The sequence below is a fragment of the Prevotella pectinovora genome (assembly GCF_041323955.1).
GTDB classification, from domain to species: Bacteria; Bacteroidota; Bacteroidia; order Bacteroidales; family Bacteroidaceae; genus Prevotella; species Prevotella pectinovora.
The window spans coordinates 1,450,264-1,470,840 of the sequence record NZ_JBGLIV010000001.1 but is presented as its reverse complement, the minus strand read 5'-3'; the positions used below and the strand labels follow the sequence as shown (position 1 = coordinate 1,470,840).

At 46.0% G+C, this 20,577-nt stretch carries 15 protein-coding genes and 1 tRNA gene; 8 read left to right on the top strand and 8 right to left on the bottom strand.

Annotated features, from left to right (window positions below):
• The first annotated feature begins 7 nt into the window (after window positions 1-7).
• From folD to ACDC99_RS05815, 6 genes are all read left to right on the top strand, one after another.
• Window positions 8-886, top strand: a complete 879-nt coding sequence (folD, locus tag ACDC99_RS05840) for a bifunctional methylenetetrahydrofolate dehydrogenase/methenyltetrahydrofolate cyclohydrolase FolD (RefSeq protein ID WP_022316205.1) — start codon at window positions 8-10, stop codon at window positions 884-886.
• 30 nt (window positions 887-916) lie between these two features.
• On the top strand, window positions 917-1,096 hold the full coding sequence (locus ACDC99_RS05835; RefSeq protein ID WP_022316206.1) for a tetratricopeptide repeat protein: 180 nt from the start codon (window positions 917-919) through the stop codon (window positions 1,094-1,096).
• A gap of 148 nt (window positions 1,097-1,244) precedes the next feature.
• Window positions 1,245-1,478, top strand: a complete 234-nt coding sequence (locus ACDC99_RS05830) for a 4Fe-4S dicluster domain-containing protein (protein ID WP_022316207.1) — start codon at window positions 1,245-1,247, stop codon at window positions 1,476-1,478.
• 3 nt (window positions 1,479-1,481) lie between these two features.
• On the top strand, window positions 1,482-2,582 hold the full coding sequence (locus ACDC99_RS05825) for a 3-methyl-2-oxobutanoate dehydrogenase subunit VorB (RefSeq protein WP_042517202.1): 1,101 nt from the start codon (window positions 1,482-1,484) through the stop codon (window positions 2,580-2,582).
• A gap of 19 nt (window positions 2,583-2,601) precedes the next feature.
• Entirely contained in the window at window positions 2,602-3,369 is a 768-nt protein-coding gene (locus ACDC99_RS05820) for a thiamine pyrophosphate-dependent enzyme (protein ID WP_022316209.1), read from the top strand.
• Window positions 3,366-3,908: a 2-oxoacid:acceptor oxidoreductase family protein gene (locus ACDC99_RS05815; protein WP_042517200.1), complete on the top strand. Its 543-nt coding sequence runs from the start codon at window positions 3,366-3,368 to the stop codon at window positions 3,906-3,908. The genes ACDC99_RS05820 and ACDC99_RS05815 overlap by 4 nt, the downstream gene beginning before the upstream one ends.
• A 113-nt stretch (window positions 3,909-4,021) precedes the next feature.
• On the opposite strand, the gene ACDC99_RS05810 is transcribed toward ACDC99_RS05815, so the two are convergent.
• The 6 genes from ACDC99_RS05810 to ACDC99_RS05785 form a co-directional block, all read right to left on the bottom strand.
• The gene (locus ACDC99_RS05810; protein ID WP_370756155.1) at window positions 4,022-7,189 is read right to left on the bottom strand and encodes an efflux RND transporter permease subunit; all 3,168 of its coding nucleotides are present in this window, start codon (window positions 7,187-7,189) and stop codon (window positions 4,022-4,024) included.
• Between the two features lie 18 nt (window positions 7,190-7,207).
• Window positions 7,208-8,266, bottom strand: coding sequence for an efflux RND transporter periplasmic adaptor subunit (locus ACDC99_RS05805; protein ID WP_044066244.1), 1,059 nt, complete (start codon window positions 8,264-8,266; stop codon window positions 7,208-7,210).
• 430 nt (window positions 8,267-8,696) lie between these two features.
• Window positions 8,697-8,770: transfer RNA gene (locus tag ACDC99_RS05800), tRNA-Arg, on the bottom strand.
• Between the two features lie 98 nt (window positions 8,771-8,868).
• Window positions 8,869-10,101, bottom strand: a complete 1,233-nt coding sequence (locus tag ACDC99_RS05795; RefSeq protein ID WP_370756153.1) for an MFS transporter — start codon at window positions 10,099-10,101, stop codon at window positions 8,869-8,871.
• 21 nt (window positions 10,102-10,122) lie between these two features.
• Window positions 10,123-10,944, bottom strand: a complete 822-nt coding sequence (gene panB / locus ACDC99_RS05790) for a 3-methyl-2-oxobutanoate hydroxymethyltransferase (RefSeq protein WP_022316214.1) — start codon at window positions 10,942-10,944, stop codon at window positions 10,123-10,125.
• A 55-nt stretch (window positions 10,945-10,999) separates the two neighbouring features.
• Window positions 11,000-11,656, bottom strand: coding sequence for an HAD family hydrolase (locus ACDC99_RS05785; RefSeq protein ID WP_288763027.1), 657 nt, complete (start codon window positions 11,654-11,656; stop codon window positions 11,000-11,002).
• Between the two features lie 414 nt (window positions 11,657-12,070).
• On the opposite strand from ACDC99_RS05785, the gene ACDC99_RS05780 reads away from it, so the two are divergent.
• Entirely contained in the window at window positions 12,071-12,991 is a 921-nt protein-coding gene (locus tag ACDC99_RS05780; protein ID WP_022316216.1) for a phosphate acyltransferase, read from the top strand.
• Between the two features lie 33 nt (window positions 12,992-13,024).
• Window positions 13,025-14,125 (top strand): butyrate kinase, encoded by a 1,101-nt coding sequence (gene buk / locus ACDC99_RS05775; protein WP_044066241.1) that lies wholly within the window; start codon window positions 13,025-13,027, stop codon window positions 14,123-14,125.
• Window positions 14,126-14,560: 435 nt separating this feature from the next.
• Here buk and ACDC99_RS05770 read toward each other — a convergent pair whose 3' ends face one another.
• Together ACDC99_RS05770 and ACDC99_RS05765 are read right to left on the bottom strand one after the other, a co-directional pair.
• A complete protein-coding gene (locus tag ACDC99_RS05770) occupies window positions 14,561-18,571 on the bottom strand; it encodes an AlbA family DNA-binding domain-containing protein (RefSeq protein ID WP_370756149.1) in 4,011 nt (1,336 codons plus the stop codon).
• Window positions 18,572-18,872: 301 nt separating this feature from the next.
• Window positions 18,873-19,799: a tyrosine-type recombinase/integrase gene (locus ACDC99_RS05765; protein WP_370756148.1), complete on the bottom strand. Its 927-nt coding sequence runs from the start codon at window positions 19,797-19,799 to the stop codon at window positions 18,873-18,875.
• Between the last annotated feature and the right edge of the window lie 778 nt (window positions 19,800-20,577).

Genomic DNA, 20,577 nt, shown 5'->3' with positions numbered 1-20,577 from the left:
ACAAGATATGCAGTTGATTGACGGAAAGGCTACAGCGGCGAAAATCAAGGAAGAGATTGCCGCTGAAGTGAAAGATATAATGGCAAAGGGAGGTAAACAGCCTCATCTTGCCGCTATTCTCGTGGGTCACGATGGCGGTAGCGAGACGTATGTAAAGAACAAGGTTCTCGCTTGTGAAGCTTGCGGATTCAAAAGTTCACTGATACGTTTCGAAGAGAATGTGAGCGAGGAGGAACTCCTTGATACAGTGAAGAAACTGAATGACGATGCTGATGTTGACGGTTTTATCGTTCAGCTCCCGCTCCCCAAGCATATTGATGAGCAGAAGGTAATCGAGGCTATCGACTATAGAAAAGATGTTGACGGATTCCATCCAGTCAATGTGGGTAGAATGGCGATAGGTCTGCCTTGCTTCATCTCAGCCACACCGCTCGGCATACTGACATTGCTTCAGCGTTATAATATTGAGACGTCTGGCAAGAAATGTGTTGTTCTCGGCAGAAGCAACATCGTAGGCAAGCCTATGGCACAGTTGATGATGCAGAAGCAGTATGGTGACTCCACGGTGACTGTATGTCACAGCCATTCCAAGACTCTCAAGGAGGAATGTCGCGAGGCTGACATCATAATTGCAGCCATCGGCAGACCGGACTTCGTTACTGCTGATATGGTGAAGGAGGGTGCCGTAGTGATCGATGTCGGTACCACACGTGTGCCGGACGCTACACGCAAGAGCGGATTCCGTCTTAATGGAGACGTGAAGTTCGATGAGGTCTCTCCAAAATGCTCTTTCATCACTCCTGTTCCTGGCGGAGTAGGACCGATGACTATCTGCTCGCTCATGAAAAACACTTTGGCGGCAGGTAAGAAGGAGTATTACAAATGATAATAAGACAGAACAAAATAATTCAATATCATGACGGCAGAAGAATTTTACATGGAAGGAAGGGAGTTTCAGCGTGCTGGAAACTGGCAGGAGGCTATCCGCTGCTATAATGAAGCGATAGCTCTAGATGCAGAATGCGCTGCCGTTGAGGCCAAGAGGATGGTTATGGACATCCTCAACTTCTACAACAAGGATATGTACAACCCATAAACATGATGTGGGTTTGTGCATTTTCTTGTGACTGACGAAAGAAATATTTAGACTAAAAGATTTTATAAGCTTAAGGCGATGGACATGAGGAGACGGGTTATCTCCTGTAGTCCTTAACTGTTACCCTTTAATTTAATTTAGAAAAGACATGGGCAAAATCAAAGGATCAATTGTAGTTAACACAGACCGCTGCAAAGGCTGCTCTCTGTGTGTTGTAGCTTGTCCTAAGGATGTCATCGCATTGTCTGACAAACATGTCAATGTGAACGGTTATCCTTATGCCGTGGCTGTACGCCCCGATGATTGTATCGGTTGTGCGTCGTGTGGTATCGTATGTCCTGATGGATGTATCAGTGTTTACAAAAAACGTATGGAGGATTAAGCAATGGCAGAAAAAGAAATTCTTTTAATGAAAGGAAATGAGGCTATCGCTCACGCAGCAATCCGTTGCGGATGTGATGCTTATTTCGGTTATCCTATCACACCTCAGAGTGAGGTGATCGAGACTCTTGCAGAGCTCAAGCCATGGGAGACAACTGGTATGGTAGTTCTCCAGGCTGAGAGTGAGGTGGCATCCATCAACATGGTTTATGGAGCGGCAGGTGCAGGTAAGAAGGTATTCACTTCTTCATCAAGCCCTGGTGTAGCCCTTATGCAGGAGGGAATCTCTTATATGGCAGGTGCTGAGCTTCCAGGTGTATTCATCAACGTGCAGCGTGGTGGTCCTGGTCTGGGAACTATCCAGCCTTCACAGAGTGACTATTTCCAGTCTACTCGTGGTGGTGGTAATGGTGACTATTATGTTATCGTTCTCGCTCCATCTTCAGTTCAGGAGATGGCAGACTTCATGGATCTCGCTTTCACACTTGCATTCAAGTATCGCATGCCAGCGATGATTCTTAGCGACGGTGTTATCGGTCAGATGATGGAGAAGGTGGTATTGCCACCAGTTAAGCCACGTCGTACCGAGGAGGAAATCAAGAAAGAATGTCCTTGGGCTACATTCGGTCGCACACCAGACCGTAAGCCAAACATCATCACTTCTCTTGAGTTGCAGCCAGAGGTCATGGAAATCCGTAACCAGAAGCTTCTCAAGAAGTATGAGCTGGTAAAGGAGAATGAGGTTAGATATGAGACTTCACAGTGTGAGGATGCTGACTATCTGTTTGTTGCATTCGGTAGTGCAGCCCGTATCTCAGAGAAGGCAATGGAGCTCGCTCGCGAGGCTGGCTTGAAGGTCGGACTCTTCCGTCCTATCACATTGTGGCCTTTCCCGGAGAAGCAGCTTGAGGCTCTTGCTAAGGGCAAGAAGGGTGTTCTCTCTGTTGAGATCAACGCCGGCCAGATGGTAGAGGATGTACGTCTCGCTACCCACGGCACTGTGCCAGTAGAGCATTTCGGCCGTCTTGGTGGTATCGTTCCAGATCCAGAGGAGATTGTAAACTCTCTGAAAGAGAATATCAAGAGCGGAAGATTTAATGGCTAATCTTTAATTTTGAAACAGCATGAAAGAAGATATAATTGCACCAGAGAATCTGGTATATGAAAAACCGTCGTTGATGAACGACACTCCTATGCACTACTGCCCAGGTTGCTCTCATGGAGTTGTTCATAAGCTCGTTGCAGAGGTTATCGAAGAGATGGGCATGCAGGACAAGGCTGTAGGTGTAAGCCCGGTAGGTTGCTCTGTATTCGCATATCGTTATATTGACATCGACTGGTCTGAGGCTGCTCACGGACGTGCTCCTGCAGTTGCTACTGGTATCAAGCGTTGCTGGCCAGACCGTCTCGTGTTCACATATCAGGGTGATGGTGACTTGGCTTGTATTGGTACAGCTGAGACAATCCACGCACTGAACCGTGGTGAGAACATCACTATCATCTTCATCAACAATGCCATTTATGGTATGACTGGTGGTCAGATGGCTCCTACTACATTGCTCGGACAGAAGACTGTAACTTGTCCTTATGGCCGTACACCGGAGCTTCACGGATACCCATTGAAGATGACAGAAATCGCTGCCACACTTCAGGGTACATGCTATGTTACACGCCAGAGCGTTGACACAGTAGCAGCTATCCGTTCAGCAAAGAAGGCTATCCGCAAGGCTTTCGAGGCTTCTATGCAGGGCAAGGGCTCAAGCCTCGTAGAGATTACAAGTACATGTAACAGTGGTTGGAAACTCTCTCCTGTAAAGGCAAACGAGTGGTTGCGTGAGAAAATGTTCGAATTCTATCCGAAAGGAGACCTTAAAAATACTATAGACGAATGAAAAAAGAAATAATCATATCAGGATTTGGTGGTCAGGGTGTTCTTTCCATGGGTAAGATCTTAGCTTACTCTGGACTTATGGAAGACAAGGAAGTAACATGGATGCCAGCTTACGGACCAGAGCAGCGTGGTGGTACTGCCAACGTTACTGTAATCGTAAGCGATGAGCGTATTTCATCACCAGTGCTCAGCAAGTTTGACATTGCTATTGTACTCAACCAGCCATCACTCGACAAGTTCGAGTCTCGCGTTAAGCCAGGTGGTATCCTCATCTACGAGGGAAATGGTATCATCACCCCCCCAACCCGCACCGACATTGACATCTATCGCATCGATGCTATGGACAAGGCTGCAGAGCTCAAGAATACCAAGGTGTTTAATATGATCGTACTTGGTGGTATGCTCAAGGTTTCTCCTGTGGTTAGTGAGAATGGTGTTGAGAAGGCTCTATTCAAGACTCTTCCTGAGCGTCACCACAAGTTGATTCCTCTGAACATGGAGGCTATCAAGATTGGTGGAGACATCATGCAGAAGCAGTAATATTTCAACTTCTTATATAACAAAATGGGGGTATGTCGTATTTGGCATACCCTCATTTTGTAGTATTTTGAGTTTGCTTGGCTTTTCGTCAAGTAATACTGCTTGTTTGGTTGCTATAGAATATTTGTTTTCTTCTTCCTTAAGCTATACTTTCCGTGCTTGTCAAACACGAGCCAGTATAGCACAGGCAGGATTGTGGCTATGAGAACCATCGAGATTAGTGTGCCGAAGAATATCACAGCACCCATTGGCGACCATAACGTGTTGTTTTCCAACATCATCGGCAATACGCCCACTGAGGCTGCTGCTGATGTGAGGAAGATAGGGCGCATGCGTCGCTCGCCGGCTTGGAAGGCGGCATCGCGTATTGACAGTCCCTTGTCGCGTCGGAGTTCCTCGGCATAGTCGAGCATGATGATACCGTTGCGCACAAGTATTCCCATCAGACTGACAACACCCAATACACATGTCAGGCTGACGTCATATCCCGTGATGAAGAGTCCTATGGCTGCTCCGAAGATGCAGAGCGACATTGAAGAGAGATTTACCAATGCCAGACTGATGCGTTTGAAATGGAAGAGGAGAATGAAGAATATCACCAGTATCGCAACCATCACTCCTGATATCACTTGCGGCATGGTTTCAGCATCTTTTTCCGACATACCTCCTACTTCCCATGTGAGATCCGGGTCGAGTGAGAGTCCGGCAACCTTTGTCTTTAGCTCTTCAGACAGCTTGTTGGCGTTATATCCTCGTAATGGTTCGCCCACGATAGATATTGTGCGGACACCATTACGGCGTATTATGCTGCCGTCATGCCAGTCAGGTGAAATCTTTGCCAACTGCCGTAGCGGTACGCTGGCTGTTCCACCCATTACGGGGATGTATTCATTTGCCAAATCACTGTCGTTTTTCGATTTCAGTACCATTTTCACCGGGTAATCGCCTTCCCAGAGAGTAGACATCGGTAAACCGCTGCCGAAATGAATTGCCAGGTCAGCAGAGAGGATAGTCTTGTTCACACCCAGTCTGTTTGCCTCTGTAGCATCCGGTGTAACCCTTATTCCAGGCTGCGGTTCCTCGTAATTTGTTCGTATCAGGTTTATTCCCTCCACCTCATGCATGCAGGCGGCAATCTGTTTGGCAGCCTTTTTCAGGTCGCTGATACTGTCGCCGCTCACTCTTATCTCGATGGGATAAGAAGCAGAATTATAGTCCATCTGCTTGAAGCGGATATAGCAATTCGGGAAATAGTTGGAATAATGGTCGGCATACTTGTTGAGCACCTCCTCCGTAGCATCATTGCTCACGGTATTTACAATAAACTGTGCGAAGTTTGGTCCGCCAATCTGTGGAGCGTATGTAGTGTGAAAACGTGGCGATCCTTGTCCGATAAACATCGTTACGGCAGTCACTTTAGGGTCTCGTTTCAGAATATTAGCCATGGAGTCGGCTATAATGGATGTCTTTTCAGCTGTCGTACCGTTGGGAAGATAGAATTCAACGGCAAACTGGTTGCGCTCTGCGATAGGCATCATTCGCTGTGGCAGTTTCACGAATATCATGGCTCCAGTGGCAACCAGAGCGGCTCCTATGACAAGCGTGGTGCGTGGAAAGGCAAAACAGCGGTCTAACAACCACGTATATCCCGTCTGCAGATAGTCAAGAGGTTTCTTCTTTGCGTTAGGTTTCGGTGTGCTGGATATGCCTTGGTGTATCACGATATATTGCAGATAAGGAGTAAGCAGCAGTGATACTGTCAGCGAAATGCTCAAGATGATGAACATCGCCCATGGGAACGACTGCACGAAATCGCCCATATCACCGTGCATGGTGAACAGAAACGGGAAAAAGGTCAGTGAGATGCTCAGTGTGGCAGATAGCACCGACATGAAGAATTCTCTCGGGGCTGCTATGGCAGCATGCCATCGAGACATGCCGTGTCCCAGTTTTTCCATGTAGTTGTCAATAATCACTACGGAGTCGTCTACTACCATTCCCAATGTCACTATGAGTGCTGCCAGTGTCACAGTGTTCAGTTCCATGCCGAAGAGATAGAAAATGCCGACCGACGAGAATATGGTGATAGGAATGCTGAGGGCAGAAACCTCAGCCACGCGTCTTGGCATCAGCAGGATGACCACAATGATGACCGAAATGACCGAGATGAGCAGTTCCTGCAGAAAGTTCATCACCGATTCGTTCACCACTTTGCTTTGGTCGGTGATGGTGGCGATATGCACATCCTTTGGCAAGGTCTCCTCAAACTCGTCCAATGCCTTGTGGACATCATTTCCCATCTTCACAATGTCGTTTCCTGGTCGCATCTCGATAGACAGGAGCACACATTTGTTGCCATTGCTCTTGATGTATTTCTCCTGTTTCGGGTATTCCCTCGTTATGCGTGCAATGTCTTTGAGCCTCACGATGTTGCCTTTCGGGTCGGAATATACAATCTGTTCCGCCACATCACGCTCGTTGTTGTAGGAGTCGGTGATATGGATAGGCAGAGTTAGATTGCCCATGTCCAGACTTCCGCTAATGGTGGTGAATCCCTGAAGCGCCAGTTCGTTGAGTATCTTGAAGGGTCCGATGCCATATTTCGACAGCTTGTTCTGGTCCAGATAAATGCTTATCTGTTCGTTCTGCAAACCGTATGTCCGGAGGTTGGATATGGCGTCGATGCGTCGGAGCCTGTCTTTCAGGTTGTCTATATAGGTGTTTAGTTCCCGGTAAGTCTTCTGTTTGCTTTCAATCGTTATGAGCAAAGCCGATGTCTCGGCAATATCGTCTACCGCCTGCAATGCGATTACTCCCGAAGGCAGTGAAGACTTGAATGCCTGCAGTCCATGTTTGAACTTGCTCCAGAAAGCATCTTTGTCTTCCACATAGTCGTTCAGTTCCATGAATGCAATCAGCATGCCGTCTTTGCTCTGTGTGTATGTCTTCTTTTTGTTCACCTCTTTATATCCGAAGATGAAATTCTCCAGAGGTTTCGCCACCCGTTCTTCCACCTCTGCCGATGTGGCACCCGGATATACTGCTACGCATGCACCTTGGCGTACCGTGAACTGCGGCATCTCCTGCTTCGGCATCGTGGCGAGTCCCAGTATTCCCAGGAGCACGAGCATTCCCATAAGCAATATCACGATATTGTGGTTACACATCGCAGCCTCTATGAATGACCGTTTTATCACCCGGTTAGGTTTCCTCGTGAGGCGCGCTTTGATGTGTTCCCGAAGGGCAGTGTCCTTCTTCTTCGCCTTTTTGTCCATGTCCATGTTATTTCCTTTCCGTCATTATCTGTCCATACCCTTGCCGGTGTCCACTCTCATTCCCTCAGACACCTTCTGCTGGCCGTTTACTATAACTTGGTCGCCTGGTTTCAGTCCAGACAGGATTATAATCCCGTCCCCTTCGAAGTCGCCGGTCTCCACACGCTGCTGATGCGCCTTCCCGTCTACTACAGTCCAAACGAATCTAGAATTGTCCACATCCAGTTCTATGCTTTGTGGTGGCACGATGATATGCGCCTGTTCTTTTGTTGCGCCGCCCGTAACGTTGGCGTTGCACACCATGCCGGGGAGAAGACGCCCATGAGTGTTGGCGATACCCACTTTTATGTCATAAGTATGTGATATGGGATTGGCGTCGATGCCTTTTTCCGAAACCGTTCCATAGAATACAGCATTGTCAAGTGCAGCAACCGTCAGTTTCACCTTGTCGCCGATGCGTAGATGTGATATCTCGCTTTCAGGAACAGAAACCTTCGCGTTTACCTGTTCCACATCAGCCAACTTCAGTACGGGTTGTCCTGGCAGGACGTACGTTCCCAAATCCGCATTCTTTGAGGCTATCACTCCGGCAAAAGGAGCCGTGAGCGTGGTGTGCGACAGTTGTTGGCGGGCTATGCTCTCTGCCGCTTTCGCCTGTTCCAGTTTGCTTTCAATATCCACCCATTGCAGTTCGGAAATCGTTCCAGCCTTATGCAGGGGCAGAAATCTCCTATATGCGTCTTCCGCCTGCTTCAGAGCAGTCATCGTACTTTTGTGAGCCTCCCTCACTGTGGTCGGGTTTATGGTGGCGAGCACTTGTCCTTTGCTCACTCTGTCTCCCTCATCCACTCTTATGGAAGTGATGTTGCCGGCAATCTCGAAACTTAGTGTTGACCCTATTTTTTCTTCTATAGTCCCGACATAATCTTTAGTTTCTCCAAGCGCTGTACTGCCCACGGTGATAGTCTCCGTTTTGATTGTCTTCTGCTCCTTCTTCTTCGCTTGTTTTGAGCATCCTGTCAGTAGTAATCCGCCGACAATAAATGCCACAAGCCATCCTGTAACTGTATTTTTCCTTTTCATCTCAATGTCAAATTTATACCTCAAATAATTATATGATGTTCAATAATGCAAAGGTATGTCTTTTATGCGGAAGCAAAATGCCGTGCTGGGATAAAAAATGTAAAAAGGGAAACGAAGGACGTGGTTTCCGTCACCAAATCCGGCAGCAGTCCCCGATTTGGTTTTAACCCAAATCAGTCATTAGCCCGTTTAATGTATAATTTTAATAACTGCTTGCAGTCTTTTGCTTTTATAAGGCGTCTTTTGCTTGTTTTTAATTCGCAATAGCCCGCTATTACTCATTAAAAGCCAAACAAAATCCACTCTTCTAAAAAACAAAATCCAGGCAAGCCCTAATGACCGATTTGGGTTTAATAATTATTGTGGAGATTATAAAACAAAAAGAGGCATTTACTTTCGTAAACACCTCTTGATGAAATCTAATTCTTAGTGACTCCGACAGGATTCAAACCTGTAACCTTCTGATCCGTAGTCAGATGCTCTATTCAGTTGAGCTACGGAGCCATATTTCTGAATTGCGAGTGCAAAGGTAGGGATTTATTTTTAATCTGCAAAATATCCGTGGACTTTTTTTGAAAATCACTTGATTTTTGATTTCTATTTTACATATTCCGCTCTATCTTGTCAGAAATATACTTTTTTGTGATGAAGAAATATGACAATGCTGCAATAATGCTGCTTGTCAACAGGATGTAGTAAATATTGTTTGTTGTAAACTCGCAGACAGGGTTTTGTGGGGCTGCGGTCATCAAGCTTGTGAATAATCCTATGCTTATTCCCAATTCCAGAGTCAGGAAATATGTGCTCAAGGCAGAGCCGCGCTGACAATGGTCTGCTGTCTCGATGAAGCATGAATGATGTACAGACATCAGTATCGTTGCCGCCGCTCCTGATGCCACCATACAGATGAGATGCAGCAAGGGATTTACTGTCAATGCCCTTATTGCCAGAATCAGCGATGCCGCAAGCAGCGCATAGCCTATGGCTGGCAGCATTGTAGTGGTGTGATTTCCGCCACAGAGAGTGAATTTGCATTTCGTGGCCTGTGATTTGCGGAAGAAGATGATGTATATTGCCAATATTGCCAGCAGAATACCAGCCAATATGCCGGCAAACTCTTTCATTTGTCTTATGCAGATGATCACGGTTCCTATTACTATGCCGATGGCGATGTTCGGGATAATGATCGGCAGACTTGACACCACGAAGAAACGGTCGCATGACATTCTCTTCAGGGTTTCTTCCGGGGCCTTGAACGGGAACTTGATGCTCGACATTATATATATCGCGATGAAACAAGATGCCATGGCGGTATACAGCACATTCTGTATGTTGGATTCTATCACCATCAGCAGTCCGATTGATCCTCCGGCAGGAATTGCCGCCAGATGCGTCCATGCCATGATGGTGTTTGCTTTTGTGCGGTGGTCAGAGTCGCAGCAGTCTATTGTCAGCGTGCTGCTGAGAATCATCAGCGACAAACCGAAGAAAGCTCCCATCAACCCCCTTGTCGCGAGGAGGAAGACGGGACTTTCCTGTATTATTCCTTTGAGCAGGAATTCATCCATCAGATACGTCGTTGCCAGAATTGTCAGCGCCATACATGCCGTTGACAATATGCAGACTTTGTTGCGTCTGTATCTCTGGATGAGATATGAACAGAATAAGCCAAAGGCGAATACCGATACTCCCGGCATTCCAGTCCATGATGCTATCTGTGTCTGTGACAGTTCCAGGACAGAAGACAGAATCTCCGGCATTGTCGGAATCAGCATATACATTGCCGCGGCAATGAAAAATGTAGAAGTAGTCAGTTTCCAGAAGTCAGTATGCATTTGGCATTGTTTTAGTTAATATCAATACGATTCCTCGCTGTTGGGGAAATCGCTGCTCTTCACGTCTCTTATGTAGTTGCCTATGGCGTCGGTCATGACAGTGTTGAGGTCGGCATATCTGCGCAGGAATTTAGGACTGAATCCCTTTGTCATTCCGAGCATGTCGTCCACCACGAGAATCTGTCCGTCGGTTCCGTTTCCGGCTCCGATACCGATTGTAGGGATGGTCAGTTCCTTGCTCACCTTTGTGGCAAGACTTGCCGGCACCTTCTCGAATACCACAGAGAAGCATCCTGCTTCCTGGAGCAGCAAAGCGTCAGAAACGAGTTTCTCAGCCTCAGCCTCCTCTTTTGCGCGCACGGCATAAGTACCGAATTTGTTGATGCTCTGCGGAGTCAGTCCGAGATGTGCCATAACAGGGATGCCGGCATCCAATATACCCTTCACGGTATCAATGATTTCCACTCCGCCCTCAAGTTTCAGAGCGTCGCATCCGCTTTCCTTCATTATCTTGATGGCGTTTTTCACGCCCTCTTTTCTGTCCACCTGATAGCTTCCGAACGGCATGTCGCATACCACGAGAGCTCTTTTTACTGCTCTTGCCACGGCACTTGCGTGATATATCATCTGGTCTATCGTAATAGGTAGGGTAGTGCTGTTGCCCACCATCACGTTAGAGGCAGAGTCGCCTATCAGAATACCGTCGATACCGGCACCGTCAACGATACCAGCTGTGGTAAAGTCGTATGACGTCAACATTGAGATTTTCTCTCCACGCTCCTTCATTTCGATGAAACGATGGGTCGTAACCTTTCGGTTGTCGCTTACTAAATAACCTGACATTTTCTTTTCTTGTTTTTTTATTTCTTTAATTGGTTTATACTCATTATTATGTTCATCAGGCATCTTGTCCCAATGATTTCATTATTCCTTCGTAACTCAAGCCAACGTAGTCGTCAACAACGGTGTCTGAGTATGGTTCTATTGCCTCATGGGAGTTTGTCGTTGCAAATCCCACTACGAACATTTTTGCAGCCCTTCCTGATTTCAGTCCGTTGAAGCTGTCCTCCAGAACCACGCATTCGTCAGAAGTCAGTCCGAAACGCTCTGCGGCTTTCAGATAGCAGTCTGGCGACGGTTTGCTCTCGTCGAAGTCTTCTGAAGTGAGAATCTCGTCGAAATACCCCTTGAACTCCGGGTGCTTGGCATACACGTTCTTCATCTTCATCACGTTGGAACTTGTCACGACGGCAGTCTTTACGCCGTTCTTGCGTATGTTCTTTACGAAATCCTCAAAGCCTCTGACGTATTCAAACTTCATCTCGTCTTCAAACCTGTCGAGCCTTCTTGTTATCTCTTCCTGCACCGATGGGTCAGGGAAGTATTTGTCGTATATCTCCACAAGGGTCTGCCCCTTGATGAGCTTTTCCATCTCGTGGCTTCCTGGATAGTATTCCTTGAATTGGTTGCCCCAGAATATCGTGTATTGCGGTTCGGTGTCGAACACCACGCCGTCAAGGTCGAACAGGGCACCTCTGAACTGTCTTTTATTCATTATTTTTCGATTCATTTTTCTTATAAGTCTGCAAAAGTACTAAAAAATATATTAACACTTGAATTTTGTACGTATAAAATCGTTTTTGTCGGTTTTTCCTTAACTTCCAATGATCATTGTTACGTTAATTGCATCAAATTTCAATTGCTTGCAGTCATATTTTTTGCCAGTCGTCTCTACCTTGTCTTTATTCCGGAAACAGCTGACTTTCATTTGTCAACCGAACCGTGAATGAGTGTACTATATAACACATCAGGTGCTGACTATTTGTAAATTGCGAAATATTGCCGTGTGTTCCAAAATTCGCATTTATTATACATAAAGTCGGAAATCTGCACAAACGACAAAAAAATGTGTAGTTTGGCTTTGTTTCAAAAGTCCTTTGATGTATTTTTGCACAAAAATTATAAGTTTATGCAGTTACTTAAAAATTTTAACACCTTAATTAATCGTTTGCAGTCATTGGAAAACAGAAAAAAAGTTGTACTTGTTTGCCCAAATGACTCACATACTGAATACGTGATTAACCGCGCCTTGGAAGAAGGTTTCGTTGATTTCACCCTCGTGCTTGGAGGTACGAGAGCACCGTTCATCGACCGCTTCCTTGCAGACTATCCTGATCATGTTACCGTTCATGAGACAGCCACACCTGACGATGCCGCAGCCTATGCCGTGAAGCTCGTTCATGATGGTGGAGCTGATGTTCTTATGAAGGGTACCCTCAATACCGACAATCTCCTGCGCGCTGTGCTCAACAAGGAATATGGTCTTCTGGAGAAGGGCCATGTGATGACACACGTGACAGTTGTAGAGATACCATCATACGACAAGCTTCTCGTTTTCTCAGATGCTGCCGTTTGCCCACGGCCGACCGACGAGCAGTTCAAGGCTATCCTTGGTTATGTTCTCGGAGTTTGCCGCAGTCTCGGTGCCGAAAGCCCGAAGGTTGCCCTTATCCATTGCACAGAGAAGGTGAGCGAGAAGTTCCCACACACATTGAGCTATGAGTCAATGAAGGAGATGGCACGCAATGGCGAGTATGGCGACTGCTGTGTTGATGGTCCTATGGATGTCAAGACAGCCTGCGATTCAGACAGTGGTGCAATCAAGGGCATCAGCTCTCCTGTAGTAGGAAATGCCGACGCTCTGATTTTCCCGAACATCGAGTCAGGAAATGTGTTCTACAAGACTCTCACCTTGTTTGCCAAGGCAGAGACAGCCGGAATGCTTTGCGGAACAACCGCTCCTATCGTAGTGGCTTCAAGAGCCGACAGCGGAGAGTCTAAGTTCAACAGCCTTGCCCTTGCTTGTTTGGCAGACAAGGTTAACAAGTAATCAATATTACAAAACTATACAATATTAATCTTAATGAAAATACTTGCTATCAACCCAGGTTCCACTTCTACCAAGTTGGCTATTTATGAAGATGGAAAACAGGTTTGGGCCGGTGGTGCCCATCACGACCTCAATGAAATCGCTCATTTCCATCAGACGATAGATCAGTATGAGTATCGTAAGGAGTTCATCGTGAAGCGTCTGAAAGACGAGGGTATCGCTATGGATTTCGATGCTGTTATGGGTCGTGGCGGTCTGCTTTGCCCACTCAAGGGTGGAGTTTATGCTGTCAACGAGAAGATGAAGCACGACCTGCTTCATACCAAGCACGACCATGTGTGCAACCTCGGAGCTATCATTGCCGACGAGATTGCCAAGGAGTGTGGTTGTCCTGCTTTCATCGCAGACCCTGTCGTAGTAGACGAGTTCCAGTTGAAATCCCGCGTTTCCGGCGTTCCAGGCATCAAGCGTGAGTCAATCTTCCATGCTCTCAACCAGAAGGCTGTTGCCCGCCGTTACGCCAAGTCTATCGGCAAGAAATACGAAGAGCTCAATCTTATCGTTGTCCACTTGGGAGGTGGTATCTCAGTAGGTGCCCATCGCAAGGGACTCGTGATTGATGTCAACAACGCCCTCAACGGTGAAGGTCCTATCTCTCCGGAGCGTGCCGGAACAGTTCCTTCAGAGGCATTGGCTACTTTATGCTTTAGCGGCAAATATACCCTCAATGAAGTTAAGAAGATGCTCCATGGCAAGGCTGGTCTTGCAGCATATCTTGGTACATCAGATATGATTACCATCGAAGAGAAGGCTATTGAAGGCAAGGAGCCATACAAGACTCTCGTTGCAGCTATGGATTATACCGTGGCAAAGGAGATCGGAGCGATGTTCGTTGCCTTGAAGGGACAATGCGACGCCATTATCCTTACAGGTGGTATAGCATACAGCGATTATTGCGTTGCCGACATCAAGGAGCAGATAGAATATCTTTGTAAGGTAGTCGTTTTGCCGGGAGAGAACGAGATGGAGTCGTTGGCAGAGAATGCTTTCGGAGCATTGACCGGCGAACTTCCTGTTCTGACCTACACCGGCGTTTCTTGCGCAGAGGAGATTCCTGGTATGGCTGAGGCTTAACTGGAGTTTCTTTTCCGTAGATTTTTCATATATTCCGAAATCGGTAATTAAGGCTTGCCGGGATTCTGGTCCTGAGGATAATGCAAGGTTGATTATTTACAGATTTAGGATAAAAAAATAAAAACAGCTTTCTTCACAGAGAGCTGTTTTTTGATTCAATAGGTATTAGCTTCTAAGGTAAAAAGATTGTATTCAGGATAACTGTTGCAAGTTTATAGCGTTTTTGGCTTGTAACAAAATAAATTTATATGTTACATAGCAGGTTTTTGCTGTTTCTTGCCGTTTTAACTTACTTTTTGTAAGCATTATGGATTTTCTTTGTCTTAGAGCCTGTCTGGGCCATGTGAAACATCGGTTTGATGCATGTCAAGATGAAAAGCGCAACTCAAACGTTATTGCCTGAGTTGCGTTATTCATTGTCAGTTGAGATGAGGCTTATAATTCTATGCCTATCTTTCTCATTACTTCCTGCTCCTTCTGTCCGTAGCTGGTCAGAGCCTGGAAACCAAGAGAGCTGCGTTTCAGGTTGTGCAGGCGATGCAGTTCTTCGTGATACTCTTTGGCAATGATCTCACAGAAGAATATTTTGGAGAACCCAACGTCAGTAAGCGTGTTGCCGGCAGAAAGCATCTTTCCCTCTTCTATGTTTGAAACATCGTCAAGACGGAGGAACTGTTTCCCCTTGTCATCCTCGTATGCTGTAAGCAGAGCGTCATCCTTACGGGCAGGACAGATGAAGATTGGTTTGCTCTGTGCATACATCTTGTATGAACTGCCTCTGCTCTTGTCTGTCAGCTGGTCCATAGGAATCCTGTTCACCTTGCCGTCTTCATATACGACAATCAGACTGCCCTCAAGTTCATCGTCATGAATGGCGAGCGTCAGGATGCCGTCCTCCCATTCCACTTCGTCCAGCATGCACCAGTTTCCGATTGATTGTATGCGCAGATAGCAGGAAGTGTCAATGCCATAGCCGTCAACCCAGTTTTCTGTGATGTTGCTTCTCAGTTCACTTGTGCCGATTATGTCGTCAGGCAATGCCTTTGTCTTGATTTTGACCGTCTGCTCCTTCTTTTCCTCCTGCTCGGCAGTTTCCTGAACATCGTCTTCTTCTTCCGGTTCCGACACTCTTGTGTCGTATTGGGCGAAGTTTCGTTCTTTCATGATGTCTATCAGTTGCGACTGGTCGATGAGATGTGTTGAAGACCCTTCCCGCAGATAGAAATTGTTGTCGAGCCGCAAAGGAATCGGAGTCTTGCTTGCAGCCACCTTGATGGCATATATCCAGTGCTTGCCTGCCTCAGGATGCTCAATGACAACAGAGGCGTTTACCGAATCGCCGAGAGAAGTGCGAATCTGGTTTCTGACATAGAGGTCGAACTTGTCTTTGCTATCTTCAAAGAATTCCAGGTCGTCGGCAAGACCCTTGGCGGTGCCTGTGTCGTAGACACCGAGATAGAGGGTTCCACCGTATGCGTTTACCATGCCGCAGATCACCTTCATGATGTTGAACGTCTGTTGCTTGATATCCGCACGCATATTGTTGTTTGGAGGGAACACGATTGATGTCTTGAACTCTGTGGTCTGGTTCTCTTCTCCGAACGAGTAGATTTGCGGAAGTTCTACGTTCACGTTCAGAACGCCCCTTATCTTGTTTATGATAGCCTTCTGGTGCTCCTGCAGTCCAAAGCCTTCCGCCATGTTGTATGACAGCATCAGACGCGAGAGTTTGCTGAGAATGTTGTCAGGTTCGTTGTCGTTCACCATGCTCCACAGATACGGGTTCTTGTCTTGCTGTCCGAAGCAGTTCACGATTCTCATTTCCGAGAGGCGCTGCTTGAGGATAGGGAACTTTTCAACGATGTCGCCGTAGTCATTGCCCAATGCTTCAAGTTCCTCGTCGTTAATCTTGCCATTCTCGCCATAGTCTTCCAGTATGCTGAGGAAGTGCTGCCTTTGTTCCAGATATTGCATCATCGCCTTGTCGTCGATCATCTTTGACAGGATGTGGGCTATCGACAGGAACGCATAGGCACGGATATTGTCGGTTTCCAACACCGCCTTATGGTCGAAGATGTTGATGATTTCTTTCATGTAGTCCAGTTCGAAGATGTCTTCAGATGCCGCCATCGCTTCTTCTTCCAGTTCTTCCTCTGTTTCCTCGTATAGCTCATCCTTGTACTCATGAAGCACGCTTTCTGCTGCCTCTTTGATGACAACCGCCTTTTCTCCAATACCGGTTATTTCTCCCTGTATTGCGTTTGGACGGGAAGCGTCAGTCACACGAACACTTACCGTGTCGCCGATGTTTAACTGGGCGAACTCATCAGAGGGATGTATGAAGATGCCATAGCCGTATTCTGTAACACCACAGAAGATATCATTCTTTGGATCGTAGTAGAATATGGTGCAGTCGGACTCTTCGCCGAAACTAACCTGGTCTTTGATTAGCCCGTCAATGAATGACACGGCGTCAAACATATAGGTGCGCACCTCGTCGTTTGGGCTGCCAACGGAATTCACCCTTGCCTTGAACAGGATAGGCTTGCCGTCGATGTAGAAAGAATCGATGTCCAGTTGTGGGTCGTAATGGAACAGACCGATGGAGCCTCCTTTCTGGTATGTGTCAATCCAGCCCTCGCCCTCATATTGGTCATCCTCAATTCTGCAGTAAAACCTGTTTTGGTGGTACTCGTCCTTCCAGAGCACTCTGATGGTGACAGTTGTGCCCACCTCTGGGGCAATCTTGCGTTGGGGGTGTATGGATGGCGTCTTCTTCTCCTCAAAAAGGGCGTTTTCAACTTTCTTCCAATAGTCTTTCCACATTCTTACCTTTGCCTTCTTTCCGATAGAGTATTTTCCGGGTTGGTCAAGGAATATCTGCAGGTTGAACCATCCAGGGAAATCCTGCGGGAGTATGTTCTTCTCTTTTGAGGCAGAAGAAGACCTCGCTATTGTTATGCTGTCGGCACTTACGGTGAAGCGCACGTTATGAGCCTCGTATGAGCGTGTGAGGAAGGTAGTGCTGCTTGCCTTGGTTGCCGCCATCTGGTATGCCAGGAGTTCCGTCTGTCTGAAATCCCTGCCCCATGAGAAGTCTTTCATCTTGTCTTCAGACACCACAAGGGTGGTGAAAGCCCTGTCTGCAAGCTGTTCGGCGAGGTTGTGGGTGTGGTCGTTGTCGCCAAGCACATTTCTGCTCCTTGTGAATGACAGATAGTGGAACAGCAGCGAACGGTATAATGCCACGTTTATGTCCTTGCCGTTGGTCATCAGGAGCAGATAGCATATAGAACGCACCATGCGGCTCAGCAGCAAGTTGTTCTGCTCGTTGTCGATTACTGCCTCGCGGTTTGTCTTCTCCATATTAGACATGACATAGAACTGAAGGAAGCTGGAGAAGGCATCGTTGAATGATGCCGTTTTCCATTCTTTTGCCTTTTCTGCGAGCAGGTCAAGGATGGCGTCGATCTTCTCTTCCAGAAGTTCCGGTTGGAGTGAGAACATGGCAATCAGCAGCCGCATCCTTTTGTGTGGGTGGTAAATATATCCTGAATTGCGGATTTTCCTGAGTATCAGGTCTGTCTCTTCGCTGCATTTCTTTTCGCCGATAAACGAAAGGCATTCAAGATAAGTTTCAGACATCGTCACCCTGTCGGCAATCCATGTCTGGAAATTTTCCCTTTCCGACTCGTTGAACTGATGCAGATAATCGGAATCTTCAAGCAGATAAAGGCAAATTCTGTGGTAGCATGAGAGTAGAATTTCTTTGTTTTTATTTGAAAGGTTCGGCCATTGTTCCACTTCCACGATGGCTGTTATCGCCTTTATCACCCATTCCGGATTGCCTTGTTCATAATATTCCCTTGCCTCTTCAAATCCGGGATTGGTCGCAAAACTGTACAGGATAAACCTTTGATACCTTTCTTCGATGCCGCTTTTCCTCAGCAGTTCCTTGGGGCTTATGCAGTTTACAATAACGTCCTTTTTCGTGTTTTCAAGTATCAGAATCATCTTGTTCAGGCTTGGCCTTGACACCATACATCTGATTTTCTGGTTTGGCACTAAGAATGTGTTCTTTTCACATTTTATTCTGAAGGGCACACCATTGTAATCCCTTATGTCATAATACCTGAACTCGTTATTCGGATTATAGGCTTCCTTGTTTACAATGAATGGGTAAACCTTTCCAGATATATAAATGTCTTCGAACATCCGGGCGAAGTTTTGCACGAATACGATGTTGTCGCCGTGTATGTCTTTAACCATACATGGCAATTCCTCCATTTGCAATACTTTTTTGTCGGATTTCTGGAAATCGAACATTCGGATTGCATACTCCCTGTTGTTGGCGTTTACGATGAAGAAAGTGTTGTTGCCTTCTTCCCTTAAGGCTTTGATGGGCAGCGTGTAGAATTTGCCCTTTTGAAATGTCTGAACTGTCATTGTTGTTTGATTTAATGGTTATTGCTTATTATTGAAATTTTAGGTTGTGCTCCAATCTCGATGAAGCTAAAATCCGCTTTCCTTGTCTCGGGATTTGGGATAATGCAAATTTACGGATTTTATCATTAACTTGGTTCGGTTGTGGAAGAAAAAATACGGATGAGGTCTTGCCGTGTTTCCTTTAAGCGGTCATTTCAATTGTTTATTTTGTTGCATCATACATAGACAAGTAAGCGGAGGATGGGGTGATGTGGAGTCACCTCATCCTTTTGCCTTTTATTGCCTATGCTATTTTTCTTCCCTATTTTCCCAAAGACTTGAACATCTTGGTGATGCACTTTTTCTTCTGTTCCATGTTTGGGTGAACATAGAGATTAAGGGTTGTTGTGATGTTGGTATGACCGAGCAGTACGCTTACGGTCTTGTAGTCGCAGTTGCTTTCAATGCAGCGTGTGGCAAAGCTGTGGCGCAGTCCGTGATATTTTAGTCGAGGAATGTCAAGATGCGCCATCAACCGATGATAATAGTTGCGATAGGTGCGAGGTTCGGTTGGTTTCTCCTCATTGGTCAGCACATAGAAGTCTGTATTTACCACCTTTTTCAGTGGTTTCACCATCGCCAGCAGTTCCTTGTTCATCGGTATCTCACGGCATGAGTTCTTGGTCTTGGGTGTGTTGATGACCAACTCCGTGTGCTTGCGTTCGCCCTCCACAATGTAGATGCGTTCAATGGTGCGGTTCACGGTAATTGTGCCGTTGTCGGTGTTGATGTCCGACCATTTCAGACCGCAAATCTCTCCGATACGCAAGCCTGTGGTCAGACTTATATAGATACCAAGGTTGCGGAATGTGAAGTTCTGTTTGATGAAATCGAGGATCTTCTTGTGGTGTGCCACCGTCAGCACCTCTATTTCCTTGTTGGTCTCTGTCGTGGGGTATTTGATATCCCACTCACAATAGTTCATCCATTCGTTCTTTACTCCGAACTTCATCACCATTTTTAGGACAATCAAGATGTCCTTCACCGTTTTGATGCTGAGTCCGCCATTGAGTTTCTGCAAAACGAACTCCTGTACAAGTTTCTCACTCAGAGCCTCACAATCGCCAAATGATGGCAGAATGTGGTTCTCCAAAACCAACGCATAAGCAGCGTATGTAGACTGCTTTACGTAGCGTTGCTTGTCACTTTTCCAAACCAACGCAATTTCCCTAATTGTTTTTTTTGTCATTGTAATCCTTAATTTTGAAGGTGTACATAATAATTAGAGAAAATAGACCTCTTATGTCCCAAATCTCAGATTTAAGGGGTTTCAGGGAGAGTGGGTAAAAACAAAATTTGGTGATATTGCAACAGGTTTTGACTATGGCATGAACACTGCTGCAAAAAACTATGATGGTGTAAACAAATATATTCGTATCACGGATATAGACGAAGCATCATCCACTTACACAGATAAGGACATCGTTTCTCCAGATGGGATTTTGACAGATAACTATCTTGTGAATAATCGTGATATATTGTTGGCAAGAACAGGAGCGAGTACTGGCAAATCTTACTTGTATTTTTTTTATCGTAATTATGGCTATTGCCATTTCGCTTACAAAGATAACTGATTTTTACGAGAAAACACAACTACAGGGTTGTTCTTTTTCTGCGTAAATGAGACAAAATTGTGCAATTGACTTGCTTTTTGTGGCGAACAGAATCAGGATAATGTTGTCTTCCTTCCGTATGGCTTTTTATCGCGCACACGTATAAGTTTCATCAGCCTAAAGTGTCAAAGTATCATTCCTGGGGCATCAGCTTGCATAAGTCCTTGAACACAAGGATTATATGAAAATGATACTTTTCTGAATAATTTACAGAAAAGTATCATAAAAGTATCACAAAAGTGTCATTGTATGGAAATTATTTCGTATATTTGCAGTGCTAATGCGATAAGATATAGATACAGGATATTCACGGTTAAATGACCGTTTTTATTTTTAATACAGATTTTGCAAGTT